At 65.9% G+C, this 16,771-nt stretch carries 11 protein-coding genes; 8 read left to right on the forward strand and 3 right to left on the reverse strand.

The window, feature by feature from the left end; translation table 11 throughout:
* Window positions 1-23: 23 nt before the first annotated feature.
* From DI005_RS18390 to DI005_RS18425, 8 genes are all read left to right on the forward strand, one after another.
* On the forward strand, window positions 24-1,922 hold the full coding sequence (locus DI005_RS18390; protein ID WP_113642924.1) for an N-6 DNA methylase: 1,899 nt from the start codon (window positions 24-26) through the stop codon (window positions 1,920-1,922).
* 97 nt (window positions 1,923-2,019) lie between these two features.
* Window positions 2,020-3,993 (forward strand): class I SAM-dependent DNA methyltransferase, encoded by a 1,974-nt coding sequence (locus DI005_RS18395; protein ID WP_113642936.1) that lies wholly within the window; start codon window positions 2,020-2,022, stop codon window positions 3,991-3,993.
* An 83-nt stretch (window positions 3,994-4,076) separates the two neighbouring features.
* Complete coding sequence (locus DI005_RS37960) at window positions 4,077-5,237, forward strand: hypothetical protein (RefSeq protein WP_147263863.1); 1,161 nt, start codon at window positions 4,077-4,079, stop codon at window positions 5,235-5,237.
* Between the two features lie 28 nt (window positions 5,238-5,265).
* Window positions 5,266-7,497: a DEAD/DEAH box helicase gene (locus tag DI005_RS18405; protein WP_113642926.1), complete on the forward strand. Its 2,232-nt coding sequence runs from the start codon at window positions 5,266-5,268 to the stop codon at window positions 7,495-7,497.
* Window positions 7,498-7,520: 23 nt separating this feature from the next.
* Entirely contained in the window at window positions 7,521-8,396 is an 876-nt protein-coding gene (locus tag DI005_RS18410) for a restriction endonuclease (protein ID WP_158559838.1), read from the forward strand.
* Window positions 8,389-9,042, forward strand: a complete 654-nt coding sequence (locus DI005_RS18415) for a DUF3800 domain-containing protein (RefSeq protein ID WP_113642928.1) — start codon at window positions 8,389-8,391, stop codon at window positions 9,040-9,042. The genes DI005_RS18410 and DI005_RS18415 overlap by 8 nt, the downstream gene beginning before the upstream one ends.
* A 253-nt stretch (window positions 9,043-9,295) precedes the next feature.
* Entirely contained in the window at window positions 9,296-12,232 is a 2,937-nt protein-coding gene (locus DI005_RS18420) for a type I restriction endonuclease subunit R (protein WP_233520189.1), read from the forward strand.
* Window positions 12,233-12,237: 5 nt separating this feature from the next.
* Window positions 12,238-13,734 carry a serine/threonine-protein kinase gene (locus tag DI005_RS18425; protein ID WP_113642930.1) on the forward strand — a complete coding sequence of 499 codons (1,497 nt, stop codon included), beginning with the start codon at window positions 12,238-12,240 and terminating at the stop codon, window positions 13,732-13,734.
* A gap of 204 nt (window positions 13,735-13,938) precedes the next feature.
* Here the strand turns inward: DI005_RS18425 and DI005_RS18430 are convergent, their stop codons facing one another.
* From DI005_RS18430 to istA, 3 genes are all read right to left on the reverse strand, one after another.
* On the reverse strand, window positions 13,939-14,166 hold the full coding sequence (locus tag DI005_RS18430) for a hypothetical protein (RefSeq protein ID WP_113642931.1): 228 nt from the start codon (window positions 14,164-14,166) through the stop codon (window positions 13,939-13,941).
* Between the two features lie 124 nt (window positions 14,167-14,290).
* Window positions 14,291-15,082, reverse strand: a complete 792-nt coding sequence (gene istB, locus DI005_RS18435; protein ID WP_113642932.1) for an IS21-like element helper ATPase IstB — start codon at window positions 15,080-15,082, stop codon at window positions 14,291-14,293.
* Window positions 15,079-16,641, reverse strand: a complete 1,563-nt coding sequence (gene istA / locus DI005_RS18440) for an IS21 family transposase (RefSeq protein WP_113642933.1) — start codon at window positions 16,639-16,641, stop codon at window positions 15,079-15,081. The genes istB and istA overlap by 4 nt, the downstream gene beginning before the upstream one ends.
* Between the last annotated feature and the right edge of the window lie 130 nt (window positions 16,642-16,771).

Raw genomic sequence — 16,771 nt, forward strand, 5'->3', positions numbered from 1 at the left:
CGTGGCAGACCACCGGAGGGACGATGACTGAACGCACCCACATGAGCGCAGCGGATATCGCCCGCCTGGCTGGTGTCGGCAGGGCTGCGGTCAGCAACTGGCGCCGACGCCATGCCGACTTCCCGAACGCGGTCGCCGGGACCGAGGCCAGCCCTCGTTTCGATGCGACCGAGGTGCGGGATTGGCTGCGGAACCAGGGAAAACTCGACCAGATCGACCCCCTGGAGGAGCTCTGGTCGGTGCTGGATTCCGCGGGCGCCGATGCGGACGTTCTCGCGCGCTGGGTGCGTTACCTCGACGGTGGGGACGCTCAAGGCGTGTCCCCCGAGCACCGGCGGCGGCTGGACGAGCTGGCAGACCCCGCGCCTGCAGAGCTGGCGGAAAGGCTCTGCGAGCGATTCCTCTCGTCGGGCAATCGCGCCTCGCACTACACCCCGCCTGAACTGGCAAAGCTGATGGTCCAGTTCGCCCAGCCTTCGGGAACGGTGTTCGATCCAGCGTGCGGCTCGGGTGCCCTGTTGCTGGCGGCGGCGGAGCGTTCCACGGCCCTTGTGGGCCAGGAACTCGAACCCTCGATCGCCGCGCTGGCTCGCGCGCGTTTGGCGCGACTGCCCGCCGAGGTCCGTATCGAGGTCGGCGATGCGTTGCGTGCCGACGCCTTCCCTGGCTTGCGTGCCGAGAGCGTCCTCTGCAATCCGCCCTTCGGCTACCGGGATTGGGGCTACGAGAAACTGGGCATGGACGCTCGCTGGGAGTACGGTGTCCCGGTCAAGGCAGAGCCCGAGTTGGCATGGGTGCAACACTGCCTGGCCCATACCAAGACCGGCGGGACGGTGGTTGCCCTGCTGCCCGCCGGTGTCGCATCGCGGAAATCCGGCAGAGCCATCCGGCAGGCACTCGTCCGCCGCAGCGCCGTGCGGGCGATCGTCGCCCTCCCACCAGGCTTGCTGCTATCCACGGGGATCCCGCTCCAGCTATGGGTGCTGCGTAATCCGGCGCAAGCCGGTGCCGACCCGATTCTGTTGGTCGACGGGAGCAGTCTGCGGCCGGAACGGCGGGGCCAAGTCGATTGGCCGGCGATGACGTCTGCCGTACTGACCCCGTGGCGCCAGTTCAGCGAGGCCGGCACGGTCGAGGAGATCGAGGGCAGGCAACGGGTGATCGAGCCGATCGAGTTGCTGGACGACGAGGTCGACCTCTCGCCGGGTAGGTACCTGCCGTTGTCGACGCCAACGGTCGACGTCGAAGCGTTGCGAAACGCCGGGGCCCGGCTGGCGGAGCAGTTGACGACTCTTGCTCGCGATATCCCGCGGGTCGCCGCCCGCCCCGACAGGCGCTCGGTCGCGATGACGACAGTGAGCGAGCTGTCGCGCGCGGGGGTGCTCACCATCCGCCAGCAGCACATCGGCAAGATGGAGATCACAGACGATCCGAAGGCTGAAGGGCCGCTGGTGATGACCGGACGGGATGTCGCCACTGGCAAGGGGCCCTCGTCGCGGCTGGTGGCGGAACCGATGGTGGCAGCTCCCACGCTCGAACCTGGCGACATCATCGTTCCGGTGGTGTCGCTGGGTGGTGGGCGCTCTGCGGCCGTCGTGGTCGAGCAGAGCGGACTGGTCCTCGGCCCGGGTGCGCAACTCGTGCGGGTCGACCCGCATCGGCTCGACCCGCACTTCCTCGCCGGGTATCTGCGCGCGGGCCGATCGGCGCGGGCGAGCACGCAGACCGCATCAGGGGCCCATCGCTTCGATGTCCGGCGTGTCGAGATCCCGGTCCTCGACCTCCAGGAACAGAGGGAACTGGGCGAGCGGTTCCGGCGAATGCTCGAGCTCGACGTGAGCTTGCGCGATGTCGCCTCCGCAGGCGGCCGGCTTGTCCAACAGATCACCGATGGCCTCGCGGAGGGGGCGCTCCACATGTAACTAGGGCCGTTCGAGTGAAGTGAGATCACAGCTTCGTCAAATCCAGATGTTCCCGGAAACATGACGTAGTCCGCCGACGACGAACCGAGAGATGTCCATGAGTACTACGCACACCCGCCTGGCCGCTTTCATCTGGTCGGTCGCCGACCTGCTGCGCGGCGACTACAAGCAGTCCGAGTACGGCAAGGTGATCCTGCCCTTTACCGTGTTGCGACGGCTCGACTGCGTCCTGGCTCCGACCAAGGCCGACGTGCTCGCGCGCAAGGCGGAGCTTGCCGAGCGAGGCATCCAGAACGATCGGATGCTGAAGACGGTGTCGAAGGTGGACTTCTACAACACCTCGAAGCTGGACTTCGTCTCGGCTGTACGCGACCAGGACTACGTCGGACGCAACCTCCGTTCATACATCGGGGCGTTCTCCGAGAACGCTCGAGAGATCTTCGAGGCGTACGACTTCGAGAACCAGCTGAATCGGCTCGATGGTGCCGGGCTGACGTATCAGGTGGGGGCGAAGTTCGCCGAGCTCGACCTGAGCCCGGAGCGGGTCTCCAACCATGACATGGGCTACGCCTTTGAGGAGCTCATCCGACGATTCTCGGAAATCTCGAACGAGACGGCCGGTGAGCACTTCACCCCGCGCGAGGTGATCCGGCTGATGGTCAACCTGCTGCTCGCGCCTGACACCGCCGACCTCACCACGCCCGGAGTGGTGAAGACCGTGCTCGACCCCGCTTGTGGGACGGGCGGCATGCTGACCGCCGCGGAGGACTTCATTCTCGAGCACAACCCGCAGGCTGTGGTCGTCCCGCACGGGCAGGAGCTCAACGCGGAGTCCTACGCGATCTGCAAGTCCGACATGATGATCAAGGGCGAGCGGTCGGACAACATCAAGCTCGGCAACTCGTTCAATCACGACAAGCATTTCGGCAAGCGTTTCGACTACCTACTGGCCAATCCGCCGTTCGGCGTGGAGTGGAAGAAGGTCAAGGACGACGTCGAGGCGGAGGCGACGCGTGGACACGCGGGTCGTTTCGGCGCCGGCCTGCCGAGGATCAACGACGGTTCCCTGCTGTTCCTGCAGCACATGATCCACCACATGAAGAAGCCGGATGAAGGGGGTTCACGGCTGGCGATCGTCTTCAACGGCTCGCCCCTGTTCACCGGCGCGGCTGGGTCTGGCGAGTCGGAGATCCGGCGGTGGATCTTGGAGAACGACTGGCTCGAGGCGATCGTCGCACTGCCGGATCAGCTGTTCTACAACACCGGCATCTCCACCTACTTCTGGATTCTGACCAACCGCAAGGACGAGGCGCACAAGGGCAAGGTCATCCTGCTCGACGCCCGGGAGAACTGGGCGAAAATGCGCAAGTCGTTGGGGGACAAACGGAAACTGGTCCCCGACGACGACATCGCGCAGCTGACGGAGCTGTATGCGCAGGCGTTGACCGCCGCGCAGGATGCCGAACACCCGATGCACAAGAAGGTCAAGGTCTTCTCGACGCGGAGCTTCGGCTACCAGAGGATCACGGTCGAGCGTCCGCTGCGGCTGCGGTTCGAGGTGACCGAGGACGCGCTCGCCGAGCTGGAGACGGCGAAGCCGCTGGCGAAGTACGAGCACCGCGAGAAGCTGATCGAGGCACTGCGAACCCTGGTCGGCAAGCCCGCGATGTTCGAACGCGCGGAGTTCGAGACGGTGGTGAAGGACGTTCTGGCGCCGCTGGGCAAGCCGCCCGCGCCGGTGACCAAGGCGGTGTGGTCGGTGCTCTCGGTTTCGGACCCGGAAGGCGAGTTGCAAACTGACCGGCACGGCAACCCGATGCCCGATCCCGATCTGCGCGACAACGAGAACGTTCCCCTTGACGAGGACATCGACGACTACCTGGCTCGCGAGGTGCTCCCGCACGTCCCCGATGCGTGGGTGGACCACACCAAGACCAAGATCGGCTACGAGATTCCGTTCACCCGGCACTTCTACAAGTACGTGCCGCCCCGGCCGCTGGCGGAGATCGACGCGGAGCTCAAGGAGCTCGAGGCCGAGATCCAGCGGCTGCTGTCGGAGGTGACGGAGTGATGGGCCTTATCGAAGGTCTTGGACCTGGCGACTGGCCTCGTTTTCCCCTCTGGGTCGTCGCTCCAAGGTCTAAGGAATCTGGCATGCCGGACGGTCGGCTCTTATCTGTATTTCTCGAAGCGGGCGTGGTTCCACGAGATTCGCGCGATGACAACCACAACCAACTCGGTGAAGACTTGTCGCGGTACCTTGTAGTTCGCCCGGGTGACATTGTCTTCAATAAGCTTCGATCGTGGCAGGGGGGCATCGGTGTTTCGCAGTACGATGGGATCGTCAGTCCTGCCTACTATGTGTGCCACCCGGGCACAGGATGGTATTCGCGTTTCCTTCATTACCTGCTTCGATCGAAGCCGTACTTGACCGAAATTACTCGAATCTCAAAATGGATGCCTCCGTCGCAATTTGACACCCCCTGGGATTTGCTTCGTTGCTTGCCTGTACTGACTCCGCCGCTTGAGGAACAGCGGCGCATCGCCGACTTCCTCGACGCCGAAACATCCCGGATCGACAGGGTTCACGAATTGCATGGGCGCGTCGGCCAAAAGTTGACTGAGCGCCACTTCTCCTTGGTGGATGCGGCCCTGAGAGAGCTGGCGAAAACACATGCTGAGATCAGTTTCCGCAGAGTTGTGCGTAGGATCGAACAAGGACACAGTCCGGAATGTGATGCGGCGCCAGCGAGCAACGATGAGTGGGCTGTGCTGAAATTGAGTTCGATCAAGAGGGGGATCTTCAATGGAGCTGAGAACAAGCTGTTGCCATCCAACGTTAGACCAATGCGTAGGGCTGAGGTCCATCCAGGCGACCTTCTGATCACTCGGGCTAATACTCCGGACTTGGTGGGCGATTCAGCCGTCGCTGACGATACGAGCAGAATGCGGCTGCTTCCGGACCTCATATATCGGGTCGTGTTGAATGATGATATTGATCCGCGCTTCGCGTCGATTGCCATAAACGGAGGTCGTATTCGGAGCCTCATCCAATCGGTCGCACGAGGATCTTCACAGTCAATGGTCAAGCTGCGGGGCGAGGACATCAGGCAGTGGCCAATGCCTTTGCCCCCGCTTGATGTGCAGCTGGCCTTTGTTCAGGAAGTCGAAGATAATCGCCGTCTGACAGACGGTCTGCGCCACAAGATCAACCGCCAACTCGCCCTCCTTGCCGAGCGGCGGCAGGCGCTCATCACCGCGGCCGTCACCGGGCAGCTCGACGTGACCACGGCGCGGTCCGGGGTTCGGGCGTAGCCACCGTGCGGATCGAGGGGAGACGGCGATGACGGGGGTCTACCCGTCGCCACAGGCGGGCGCCGGGGTGCCACAGCGGCCACGGAAACCCGCCGAGCTCGCGCGCCAGGTCATCGCACAGGTGCAGGACCTGGCCGCGCGAGGAGCCAGGCTGTTGCAGGTTCCGCAAGCCTTGCGGCAGAGCGCGAAACAGCAGACCGCCACGCTCTTGAACGAGCAGGTCCACGCCGAGCTGCACAGGCGTCCGGTCGCGGATCTTCGCACCCTCGTGGAAGGGCGCGTTCGGCTCGGCAGCCTCGAGAACGCCGGCTACCGGACCGTCGCGGACATCCACCAGGTGAATCCCGCGCAGCTGCTCCGCGTGCCCGGCGTCGGCAGCCACACCGCGCACGAGGCTGCTGCCGCGGCGGGAGTGCTGGCGCGGCAGCTCGCCAAGGAATCGCGTATCCGGCTCGACCTGGTGGGCAAGCCCATCGGCCACACCCAGCTGCTCGCCACCCTGGCCGCTGCCCGGCACGCAGACGGTGCCGCCTCCGCGTTGCGTGGTCCGATCCAACAGTTCCAAGAACAGACCGCATCGCTGATCCCGGAGGCCGGTCGCGCGACCAGCAAATGGCGGATGACCTTCGCCGGGCGGCGGAAAAAGGACACCGCGCTCGGGGCCGTAGGAACGCTCCAGGCGATCCTTGACGACCCGAACGTCGTCGCGCTCCGAAACAGCGTCTACAGCGCCGAACAAGCTACCGACCCGCGCAACTATCAGCCCGAGCAGCTCTGGCAGGACTACGCGGCCGATGCGGCCACGTTCAACGCGCTGCTGTCCACGGTCGGCGGCGCCGGCGAGAGCGAGGACCGGGAGGCAGCCGAAGGCTTCATCGGGCCCGAACTTCGCCAGAAGATCTCGGCCGAGCCACTCGACACAAGCCTGCTGAACGCGACCCTGCGCGAGTACCAGGCGTTCGGCGCCAAGTACGCCATTCATCAGCAGCGCTCTATCCTCGGCGACGAGATGGGGCTGGGCAAGACGGTGGAGTCGCTCGCCGTGTTCGCGCACATGGCAGCCAAAGGGCAGCACCGGTTCATGGTGATCTGCCCGGCGAGCGTCCAGATCAACTGGATGAAGGAGATCGAGCGGCACACCGACCTTGCCGCGCACCTCCTGCACGGCCGCGACCGCGAAGCCGCCGGCAAACGCTGGCTCCGTACCGGCGGCGTCGCGGTCACCACGTTCACCACGGTCGGTTCCCTCGAATGTCTTGAGGAGGCCGAGATCGCGATGGTCGTGGTCGACGAGGCCCACTACGTCAAGAACCCCGATGCGAAACGGTCCCAGGCCGTCGCCGAGGTGCTCGAACGTTCCCAGCGCGCCCTGTTCCTCACCGGCACCCCGATGGAGAACCGGGTCGAGGAGTTCCGCAACCTCGTCGCCTACCTTCAGCCGGGGCTGGCGGCGCGCATCGATCCGGCCGATGCCATCGCAGGCGCCAGGGCGTTTCGCCGTGCCGTCGCCCCGGTGTACCTGCGCCGCAATCAGGAAGACGTGCTCACCGAACTGCCCGACAAGATCGAAGTCGAGGACTGGGTCCAACTGTCCTGGCAGGACGAGGAAGCCTATCGGGAGGCGGTGAAGGCGAAGAACCTCATGGGGATGCGCCGAGCAGCCTTCGATTCGCCGGATTCGGCCAAGCTGCAACGCATCCGTGAGATCATCGAGGAAGCGGTGGAGGACGGCCGTAAGGTCATCGTGTTCTCCTACTTCCTCGATGTGCTGGGTGCGATCCAGCGAACCTTGGGCGACATCGCGATGGGCCCGTTGACCGGCTCCGTGCCGCCGGCGATGCGGCAGCGGTTTGTGGACGACTTCAGCCAGCGGCAGGGCAGCGCCGTGCTGCTGTCCCAGATCGAGGCAGGCGGTGTCGGGCTGAACGTGCAGGCCGCATCGGTGGTGGTCATCGCCGAACCGCAGTGGAAACCAAGCATTGAGGAACAGGCCATCGCCCGGGCCCACCGGATGGGGCAAATCCACACCGTGCAGGTCCACCGAATCCTGGCCAAAGGCAGCGTCGACGAGCGAATCCGGGAGATCCAAGAACACAAGCAGCTGCTGTTCAATGAGTTCGCGCGCAAGAGCGACGCCAAGGACGCCGACGCCCGCTCGGTCGACACCTCGGAGCACCGGCCGGCCGTTCTCGACGACGAATCCGTGCCTACCGAACGCAGGGTGATCCTTGCCGAGCAATACCGTCTGGGGGTGCTATGACAGTCCCCCAGTGGCAGGAGCTCATGGCCCCGATCATGCGGCAGCTCACCGACGGCCGGGCGCGGCACTGGCGTGAGTTGCGGGACGGTTGTGTCACCGCGTTCGGTCTGAGTGATACGGACTGCGCGGAGAAGATCGCGAGTGGCAAGGCCAGGCTCGACAATCGCGTGCAATGGGCCGTGTCGCATATGTTCCAAGCGCGACTTATCGAACGACCCCGCCGCGGTTTCGCCCAGCTGACCCGCCGCGGACGCGAGGTGCTCGATGAGCGCGGCGATGAGATCACGCCCGACTATCTCCTTCGGTTCTCCGAGTACCGGGACTTCAGAAGCCGGACCCGCGCCCAGGGCAACGGTCGTGGCGCGCTGCCGGCGGCGACAGACGCGGAAACGCCGCTGGAGAACATTGCCGATGCGGTCGCCGAGGCTACCTCAGCGTTGCATGGGGAATTGCTCAAACGGATCATCGAACAGCCACCGGAGTTCCTCGAGAAGCTTGCCTTGACGCTGCTCAACGCGATGGGTTACGGAGACGCGGCAGGCAGCGAGCATCGGGGCCGCTCGGGTGACGGCGGTATCGACGGCGCCATCCGACAAGACGCGCTGGGCCTCAATACCGTCTACCTCCAGGCCAAGCGGTACACCGATGCCGTCGTCGGCAGGCCCGACATGCAGAAGTTCGTCGGCGCCCTGCACGGCGTCGGCGCGGACCGCGGCGTTTTCGTCACCACCAGCCAGTTCAGCCAGGAAGCACGGGACTACGTGGAACGGATTCCCAATCGAATCGTGCTGATCGACGGCCAGCGCCTGGCGGAACTGATGGTTCAGCACGACATCGGTGTCCAAGTGAAGGACACCTTCGTCCTCAAGCGCATCGACGAGGACTTCTTCGATGAGTGAGATCTACATGTACGCCGACGAAACCGGCGATCTTGACATGAGCGGTTCCACCGGCTCCAGCACCTACTTCGGATTCGGAACCGCCGTATTCACCCGAGATCACGGCCAGGAACTGTGGGAAGGTCTCCAACTGAGGTGTCATCTCGAGCAGCGCGGCGTGAACCTGCCGAAAGGCCTCCACGCGAAGAACGATTCGCCAGCGACGCGCGGTGAGGTCTTTGAACTCATCCGCCGGCAGGCGCCGCGCCTGGACGCGACCTTTCTGTACAAGCGCAACGCCTACGACTCGATCAAGGAGAAGGGGCCCGTATACCTTTACAAGGTTGCGTGGTACTTGCACTTCAAGGAGATCGCCAGGTGGGTGACCAAGCCTGGTGACACGCTGTACGTCATCGTGGGTTCGTTGCAGACGCACAACAAGCGCGACGCGATTCGCCATGCGCTCGAAGACGTTTGCAACCAGGTCGCGCAAAGGCGGACCATTGTCCCGTGCATTTGGGACGCCCAGACATCGTGGGGAATCCAAGTTGCGGACTACGCCCTGTGGGCGGTGCAGCGCATACTGGAAGGGCGCAAGTGTTCCTGGTACGAACCCTGCGTCGTGCCCACTCTGAAGACCAGATTTCTGCCGTGGGGGCAGGCGTGACCGAGGACAGGAAAGAAGCCGGCTATCTCGGTCTCCCGAGAAGTGGTCCCCTGGACCTCTTGTCACCGGCTTGTGTGACCAGGCTACGAACAGTTGTGCGATCTGTCAAGTTGGGACGAGGAGTGGGCACGCGATGACCGCGCATCACGAGGTCCGGTTCGAGGACGCCATCGAGAGCGCCCTGCTGGAGTCGGGCTGGTACCGGGGTCAGCGTGACGGATACCGTCGCGAGCTCGGCATCGACACCGACCAGATGTGGACCTTCATCGGAGCCACCCAGAGCGACACCTGGGAGAAGCTCCGTGCCTACTACGGCACCGGCAGCGACGAGGCACAGAGGCTGTTCGCGCGGAGGGTCGCCCAGGAGCTCGACACGCGCGGCCCCCTCGACGTGCTCCGGCACGGGGTCAAGGACCGTGGTCACCTGATCAGGCTGGCCTACTTCCGCCCGGCGCACACCCTCGCCGAGGACGCGCTCGTCCAGTACCGCCAGAACCGCCTGTCGGTCACCAGACAGCTCGCCTATTCCGACAGTGAGCGGGGCAAGGAACTTGACCTCGCGTTGTTCCTCAACGGCATCCCGGTCGCCACCGCCGAGCTGAAGAACCCGCTCACCGGGCAGAACGTCGAGCATGCGAAGCACCAGTATCGGCACGATCGGGATCCCGCCGAGCTGTTGTTCGCCAAACGCGCGCTCGTGCACTTCGCAGTCGACCCAAACCTGGTCTTCCTCACGACCAGGCTGGCGGGCGAGGCCACCCGTTTTCTGCCTTTCAACACCGGCTCGGAAGGGCCCGGAGAGGATGGCGGCGCGGGCAACCCGCCGGCGGCGCCCGGCAAGTACCGAACGTCCTATCTGTGGGAACAGGTGTGGCAGCCGGACGCTTGGCTCGACATCATCCGCCTTTTCATGCATCTGGAAGTGCCCAAGGAGAGGGCCAAAGGCGGCCGCATGCGCGGCCCGCACGCCCGCACCTTGATCTTCCCGCGCTACCACCAGTGGCACGCTGTCGGCCGCCTCATCGAGCACGCCGCCGAGCACGGACCGGGGCAGAACTACCTCGTCCAGCATTCGGCGGGGTCCGGCAAGTCCAACACCATCGCCTGGCTCGCACACCGGCTTTCGAACCTCCACTCGGCGTCGAACGAGCCGGTGTTCGACAAAGTCATCGTCGTGACGGACCGCTCGGTGCTCGATCGCCAATTGCAGGACACGATCTACCAGTTCGAACACCAGAGCGGTGTCGTCCGCAGGATCAGCGAGAAGTCGGAGGGTTCCAAGTCCGAGCAGGTTGGGGAAGCTCTTTCGGGCGAGACAACCAAGATCCTCATCGTCACGCTGCAAACCTTTCCCTATGTGCTGGACAAAGTGGACGGACTGCGCGGGAAGCGGTTCGCGATCGTCGTCGACGAGGCGCATTCGTCCCAGTCTGGCGAGTCGGCGGCGGCGCTCAAGCGGGTTCTCACCAAACTCGGCAGCGACGACGTCGACGAGACCGCGGATCCGCTGACGGCGGCGGCCCTCGCTCGCGGCAAGCACGACACTCTGTCGTACTTTGCCTTCACCGCCACGCCCAAGGCCAAGACGCTGGAGTTGTTCGGGACACGGTTCGGCGACACCATGCGTCCCTTCCACGTCTACTCGATGCGGCAGGCAGTCGAAGAGGGCTTCATCCTCGACGTCCTGCGCAACTACGTCACCTACAAGACTTACTGGCGGCTCGCGAACGGCAACCCGGACGACCGTGAGGTCGACGAGCGCAAAGCCAGCGCGCAGCTGGCTCGCTTCGCCACGTTGCATCCGACCAGCCTCGAACAACGTGCTGAGATCATCATCGAGCACTTCCGTGCCCACACCCGGCACCGACTGGGTGGCCGGGCCAAGGCGATGGTCGTCACCCGGTCTCGTGAGCACGCGGTCAAACTCTTCCGCAAGCTCAAGGCCTACGCCGAGGACATGGGCTACACCGACTGCGGGACACTTGTCGCCTTTTCCGGCGAGGTAAAGGTCGATGGGCTTGAGGCCGACACTGTCACCGAGCCCGGTCTCAACGGGATCAGCGAACCGGCGTTGCCGGCTGCGTTCGGCTACACCCCCATGGACGATCCCGATGCAGGCACCAATCCCAAGCCGGAATACCGGATCCTTGTTGTCGCGGAGAAGTACCAGACCGGGTTCGACCAGCCGTTGCTGACGACGATGTATGTGGACAAGTCTCTCAAGGGCGTCGCGGCGGTGCAGACCCTGTCCCGGCTCAACCGCACGCACCGGCTCAAGTCCCAGGACGACTTGTTCGTGCTCGACTTCGCCAATGAGGCCGAGGACATCGCCGAGTCCTTCCGGCCGTTCTTCGAAGCCACGATCACCGCGCCGTCCGATCCGAACCTGATCTATACCGCCGAGCGCGCGTTGCTGGACTACCAACTGCTTGTCGAGTCGGAAATGGAGGCGTTCGCGCAGGAGTACGAGCGCGCCCAGGCCCACGCCGCGGATCGCGAGCAGTGGGAGAAGGCGCACGCGGAGCTCTACCGGTTCACCGAACCCGCCATCGACCGCTTCGCCGGCTTACGTGAGGAGGATCCAGAGGCGGCGGAAGGCTTCCGCGCCGCGTTAAGGGACTACGTGCGTAAATACGGCTTCCTGGCGCAGATCGTCGGGTTCAGCCAGCGTGACCTGGAGCGGCTGTACGTCTACGGCAAGATGCTGCTCAACCGCCTCCCCAGGCGCGAGGACCCGGGAGTCGACATCGGGCAGGTCGACCTCACGCATTTGCGGATCGCCAAGACTGGTGAACACGACGTCAGCCTTACTCCCGAGGGCGAACAGATGCTCCCTGGGTTCACCGGCGACGGGACGGGTGCGCAGCATGAGCCGCCCAAGAGATCTCTCTCGGAGCTGATCGCGGACCTCAACGACCGCTTCGGCGTGAACCTGGGCGAACACGACATCGTCAAAGGTTCCGCTGAGGCCGCGATGGCTGAACCACAAGTCCAGGCGGCGGCGTTCGCGAACGATGAGAACAACTTCGGGCACGTCTTCGACGAGGTTTTCGAGGCGAAGGTCTTCGAGCGCATCGAGAACGACACCAAGGCGTTCCAGAAGTTCGCCGACGACCCGGATTTCAATGCCGAGCTGAAGAGCATCGCTCGGCGATACGCGTACCAGTCCCTTCGGCGCGACGTCGCCTGACCGCCATGCGCGAACTCGTTACCCTCGCCGAGCGGTACGAACTCACCGCACCGCTCGGGCGCGGCGCGATGGGCGAGGTGTGGGAGGCCTTCGACCGGAGGCTGGACCGTCGCGTCGCGGTCAAGCTCCTACGCTCGGAAGCCCTGCCGCTGGGAGCGGACCGGCGAGCGTTGGCGGCGCGTTTCGTGCGGGAATCCCGTATGACCGCACGGGTGGAGCATGCCGGTGTGGCCGCTGTGTTCGACGCCGGTTCGGACGGCGGGCGGCTGTACCTGGTGATGCAGCTCGTCCCGGGCTGCGACCTCGCCGACTTTCTCGCTGAGCGCGGGCCACTGCCGCTCGAAACCGCCGCCGCCATCGGCGCACAAATCGCATCCGTCCTCGCGACCGCTCACGCCGTGTCTCTAGTGCATCGCGACCTCAAGCCGCGCAACGTGATGATCAAGCCCGATGGTGCTGTGGTCGTGCTCGATTTCGGTGTGGCCGCGCTCCTCGACTCGAACGTCACGAGACTGACCACGACGGGCGAGAGCATCGGCAGCCCTGCGTACATGTCGCCGGAGCAGGTGCTGGGCGCCACGCCGACTACACGGAGTGACCTCTATGCTCTGGGTTGCGTCCTGCACGAGCTGCTTGCCGGTGTTCGGCCCTTCACCGCGCAGGGATCTTTCGCCGCCATGCGGCAACACGTTGACGAACCACCATCGCCCATCCGCCGTCAACGAGCGGACGTTCCCGAACAGTTCGAGGAGCTGATCCTTGACCTGCTCGCCAAGGAGCCGGCACAGCGCCCAGCCGATGCGTACGAGGTTTATCGACGGTTGACCCCGTTCCTACCGGTGCCTGGGCGGCCGGAGAGCGGTCGCGCACTGGATCCCACGCGTCCGTACCGGCAGCCCTTCGCCCCGCTACCGCCTGTGCGGTCACCGGGTGAACCGTCGACGCCAGTGCGGGAAAGCTCCCACGCGGCGGATGTCGGAACAGCGCGTGAGGAGGCGGCTGACCTCGCCGAGGCCGGTCGGTTCACGCAGGCGGCCTCTGTGCTGGTCGGAGTTCTACGGCAGACGGGTGACGATCTCCCGAGTTCTCAGCGACGGAGCCTGCGCCTTCAGTTGGCCGGCACTCTTCTGCTGGGCGGTGACTACGGCCGGGCGCTGCCGCATTACGAGTGGTTGATCGCCGAAGTAGGTGCGGAGCGCGGCGAAGCGGATCCGGATGTGCTGGAGTGGCGAATCCAGGCGGCGGGTTGCCACCATGCGGTCGGGCACCCGGATCGGGCGCTGGAACTACTCATTCCCGTGCTGCGGATCCAGGTTGGCCGGTTGGGTCCGACCGCACCGGAGGTCGTTGAGATTCGGAGACAGGTCGCGCTGCTGCGAGCGGGAATCGGTGCCACCCACATCGCGACGAGGGAGATCCGCGACTTGATCAGTGAGCTGGGTGAGAACCATCCAGTGGTGTCCGAGCTTCGTGAATTGCTGGGGCGCCTCGGTGATGGTTGAGCATTGCGGATAACGCCGGCCCGAAGCGTGCGCGGCGTGACCAGGCGTCGTTTCGACATGCCGGCGACGTAGCGGATTAGCTGTGTCGATGACGTGAGACACGCCTATGTCGAAGTCCTGAGACACCCCATTCCGATGTCCTGAGACACACAGGTTGCCGATTGTGTCCCGCAATGCGAGCCGTCCGACTGGGGAGGTCGGCGATCAGGTCGTCCCTTCCGGTACTTCGTAGCTCTCCAGCACGGTGGGCAGGAGTTCGATCAGGACGCGTTTCTTGATTTGCCGGCCGTCCTGGGTGCGGTGGTAGATGTCGTTGTAGCGGCCGGCGAACTCTGTGCGGCCGCCGTTCTTGAGGAGGCTGAGCTGGAAGAAGCACCACCAACCCTCGGCGATGTCGCCGTCGATGCGGGTGACCCGCTGGTTCGTGGTCATGTGGGTGTTGTGTGTCAAGGGCCAGTTCGTTCTCCCCGCTGGCGGCCAGGAGTTCTCCCCACTGGTGGCCAGATAGATCTCCCCGACGGCGGCCAGATAAGTCCCCGCCCTCGGTCGTGCGTGCTCAGTTCAAGGCGGTGACTCCCTTGCCGGAGGTGGCCTGCGCGAGCCGGTAGCTGTCACCGTCGGTGACGACGATGTGGGCGTGGTGCAGGAGCCGGTCGACCGTTGCGGTGGCCAGGGTCTTGGGCATGATCTCGTCGAACCCGGACGGGTGGAGGTTGCTCGACACCGCGAGCGAGCGACGTTCGTAGGCGGCGTCGACCAGCCGATAGAACCCCTCCGCGGCGTCCGGGGAGACCGGCAGCAGCCCGATGTCGTCGACGATGATCAGGTCGGTGCGGATCAACCGGGCCAGTGCCCGGGTGATCGAGTCGTCGGCGCGGTGGCGGCGGACCAGGGCGCCGAGGTCTTCGATGGTGAACCAGGCCACCGTCATCCCGGCCTCGACCGCGGCCTGGCCGAGCGCTTCGCAGAAGTGGGATTTCCCGGTCCCGGACGGCCCGCAGATGCACACGTTCTCCCGCCGACCCACCCATTCCAGGGTGGTCAGGGCGTCCTGGGTGGGCCGAGGGATGCAGGACGCGCCCGCGTCCCAGTCGCCCAGGGTCTTCCCGGCGGGGAACCCGGCCCGTTGGCGCCGGGTGCGCAGGTTCGTGGCGTCGCGGCCGGCGGCTTCCTCGGCGAGCAGGACCCGGACGAGCTCGGCGTGGTCCCAGCGCTGCGCCCGCGCGGTCGGCACGAGCTCGACGAGGTGGCGGCGGATGTGGGGCAGCTTGAGCCGCCGGGTCAGCGCGACGGCCTCCGCGAGCGGATCCCCGGCCGAAGCCGGCACCGATCCGGTGACCGCGCTCATGACGGCTCTCCTGCCGGGTCGAGCTCTGCCGGGTCGGGATGGGGGTCGGGATCAGGTGGCGCGGCGATGCCGAAGCCGGACCAGGCCGAGGTGCCGGGTTGCAGGCTGTGCGTCTCACTCGCGCGGACCGTGGGCTTGTTGATGTCGCGCCCGGCCTGGTGGGCGAGGATGCGCAGTACGTCGTTCTCGGCGAACCGTCCTGCGACCGCGGCCGTGCCGAGGGCGCGGTCGACCTCGCCGGGCGGGTGCAGCTTGGCCAGCGCGACGGCCTCGGCCATCTTGCGTCGGACCCCTCGCGCGCCAGACCCGGCGGCCTCGACCAGCCAGGACGTCGCGCCCGGGCCGAGGGCGAGGAACTCGGTCTCCGCGGCGCTGCCCGCCCGCGGCACCCGTTCCCCGGCGGCGTTCGCCGCCGCGGTGGGCGGCGGGTAGTGCTCGGGCTGGATCGATGGCGTCCCGGGTGTCGAGCGGGCGTGGCGGGCAACCTCGCCCGGGCCGTGCTCGCCGACGGCGGTGATGACCAGGTCGTCGCCGTGGAACCGGACCCAGACCCGGGTGTCGACCAGCTGGTGGGGCACCGAGTAGCGCACCCCTTCGACCGAGACGGTGGCGTCCCAGTTCACCCGCCGCGTCGTCCCGAACGCAACCGTGAACGCGACTGTCGGCAGCGGATGCAGCCTCGTGCGTTCCTCGGCCAGGGCATCAACCGGCGGCCGGCGGGTCTCCCGGTGCGCCCGGGCGTTGACCTGCTCGCAGAACTCCCGACACGCGCTCTCCAGCTGGGAGAACGTGCGGTACTCCTCCAGCAGGTTCGCCGAGGTCGGGACGATGTCGGCCTTCGCGATCCGCACCGTGGCCTCCGAGCCGCCCTTGGACTGCGGGTCCGCTGGCACGCAGGTGCGGATCGTCATCCCGTAATGCCGTCCGACCGCGACGATCTCCGGGTGCCGCACCGCGATCCCGGCGACATGGTCGACCGAGACGGTGCGCTCGTTGTCGGTCAGCGCGTAGGTCGGGACCCCGCCCATGCGGCGCAGGGTGGTGTCCATGCAGGCCACGATCGTCGGCAGGGTCCGGTCCCAGACCGCGAGCACGATCCGGAACCGTGACCACGCCAGCCACGCGCACCACAACGACGTGCGGCGCCCGTTCACCCGAGGGCCCTCGGCCCAGTCCCACTGCAGCCACAGCCCGGGCTCGACTACCCACGGCCGGAACACCCGGCGCTGCCCGGCCCGCAATCGGGCCTTGACCTCCGCGACCGTGCGCCGGGTGGTGCGCTCCCCGCCGGTGAAGCCCATCGCGACCAGCCGCTCGTGGACCACGTCGGCGCGGACCCGGCCGTCCGAGCGCACCACCAGCTCCTCGATCTTGTCCTGGTACTCGTCGATCGGCCGCACCCGGTGCTCCCGGGCGACCGGCGGCTGACCCGCCTCGCGCAGCGCCACATAGCGGGCGACGGTGTGGTGATCACAGCCCGCCAACTCGCCGGCGGCGCGGTAACTCCCCGTGAGGTCGAACGCCTCCAGGATCTCCATGATCTCCTCGTCTCGCTTCACCGGCAGACCCTCGCCGCCGGCATCGGATGCTTGATCACCGGGGAGATATCTGGCCGCCAGCGGGGAGAACGCTGGCCGTCACCGGGGCGGTAAATGGCCGCCTACGGGGAGTTTGGACTGGCCGCTGTCA

The sequence above is a fragment of the Prauserella sp. PE36 genome (assembly GCF_003311655.1).
Taxonomy (GTDB): Bacteria; Actinomycetota; Actinomycetes; order Mycobacteriales; family Pseudonocardiaceae; genus Prauserella_A; species Prauserella_A endophytica.